Below are 2,033 nucleotides of genomic sequence, written 5' to 3' on the forward strand. Positions count from 1 at the left end.
CGCCGCAACCGGAAAACAGACTCCCAATCAAGTGCTTGGAGGCTTGTTCACGGACAACTGATCCACGCCCCGTGGGTCGGTCAAAATCCCCCGGGTATGGTCACTTGAAACTCCCCCACCTGATGATCACCGGCAGCGCCGCTGAACAGCGGTAGCCGGTCAGGCAGGACGTTTATTTTGGTCCCCTTTTATCCAGCAAGGGGACTGGGAGTTGAACGTCTTGAAGGCACATCTGCAAAGCACGGTATTTACATTACTTGATCGCAACGCCAGCCAGCGCGAGATCCACAGGCTGACGGGGGTCGATCGCAAGACGATCCGGCGTTACCGGGCGCTGCGGGCTGGTGCGGAGGCAAATTCCCCCGGGGAAGTGACCACCGGCTCGGTGAGCGCGGACGACCAAATTCCCCCACCCCGACCACCGGCTTTTGGGGTGTCGCAAGCGACAGCCGCCTGCAGCCTGGCCCGCTCGGCCTGCGAACCGCATCGGGCATGGATCGAAGAACAGGTCCGCCTGAAGCGGAATGCGCAGGCGATTTACCAGGACCTGGTCGATCGATTTGGCTTTCCGTCCAGCTATCAGAGCGTCAAGCGGTTTGTGCGCACGTTGCGACACAGCGATCCCGAGCAGTTTGATCGACTTGAGTTCCTGCCTGGCGAGGAGGCCCAGGTCGACTATGGCGAGGGCGCTCTGACGATTGATCCCAGGAGCGGCCGGTACCGCCGTCCCCGCCTGTTTGTGATGACGCTGCGCTACTCGCGGCGCAGCTTCCGGCGGGTGGTCTGGAAGTCCAGCCAACACGTCTGGGCGCAGCTCCACGAAGAGCCGTTCCGGTATTTTGGCGGGGTCCCCAGCTATGTCGTGCTCGACAATCTGAAGGAAGGCGTCCTCAAGCCGGATTTGTACGAGCCCCAGCTCAACCCGATTTACAGCGCGATGCTGGCTCATTACGCCGTGGTCGCCGATCCCGCGCGCGTGGCCGATCCAAATCGGAAAGGATGCGTCGAGAATCCGATTCAACATACCCAGGGCACCGCGCTGGCCGGACGGCGCTTCGAGACGCTGGAGGCGCAAAACGAGTTCTTGAGGCACTGGGAGGAGAACTGGGCTTCCAAACGCATCCACGGCAGCACGCGCCGTCAGGTCGAGGCGATGTTCCAGGAAGAGAAGCCGCACCTGCGGCCGCTGCCTGTCGCTCCCTTCCGCATCTTCACCGAAGTCGTCCGGACTGTCTGCGACGACACCACCGTACGCGTCGACAACAGCTATTACGCCGCGCGGCCCGCGCCGATCGGCAGCCAGGTCGTCGTGCGCATCTACACCACCACGATCGAGATCCGTGATCGCCACACCCGTGCGCTGCTGCGTGTTCATTCCCGGATGGCGCACCCCGGTTCTGTCGTCCTGCCGACCAGCGAACGGCCGTTCAACCCGTCGCGGCAAACCGCCGTGCTGCTGGCGAGCGCCGAGCGCATCGGGCCGCAGACCAGGGCGCTATGCCAGCAGGTGTTCGACACCGAAGGGCGCCCCGGACAGCGCGCGATGTGGGGCATTGTCGGGCTGGGCCGGAAGTATCCGGCGCGGCTGGTCGAGCAGGCCTGCGCGCACGCCATCGACAGCCGCGTCTACAGCTCCAAGCACGTGCGTGCGACCGTCGAGCGGTTGTTCGAACAGGCGATCGAGCAGGTTGGAGTGACGCCACAGCCGGCATCGCCGCTCACCCAGGATCATCCGCTGATCCGTACCCCCGCGGAATACGGCGACCTCTTCAGCCGCGCTGTGCGGCGCGACGCCGACGATAATGGTCGGCAGGCCGAGGCTCACGACGATCACGCCACGGCAATCCGCGCTCGTGTCGCCTGCGCAACCCCGGCCAGCTCCGGCACCACGAGCGCTCCCGCTGCACCTTCTCACCTTAAACTGGAGACCTAGCCACATGATGACCATGCCGGAAATTGAGCGTTGCCTACGACAGCTGCGCCTGTCGGGTGTCCGCGACACGCTGCAGACGCGCGTGCTCCAGGCGCAGGGC

General features: G+C 64.4%; 1 protein-coding gene and 1 pseudogene. Both read left to right on the forward strand.

The window, feature by feature from the left end; translation table 11 throughout:
* Positions 1-211: 211 nt before the first annotated feature.
* Positions 212-1,933 (forward strand): IS21 family transposase, encoded by a 1,722-nt coding sequence (gene istA / locus WN73_RS11905; protein ID WP_271552907.1) that lies wholly within the window; start codon positions 212-214, stop codon positions 1,931-1,933.
* Positions 1,934-1,937: 4 nt separating this feature from the next.
* A pseudogene (locus WN73_RS11910) lies at positions 1,938-2,033 on the forward strand (ATP-binding protein); the annotation flags it as partial.

This window comes from Bradyrhizobium sp. CCBAU 45394, from assembly GCF_028128655.1.
Taxonomy (GTDB): domain Bacteria; phylum Pseudomonadota; class Alphaproteobacteria; order Rhizobiales; family Xanthobacteraceae; genus Bradyrhizobium; species Bradyrhizobium diazoefficiens.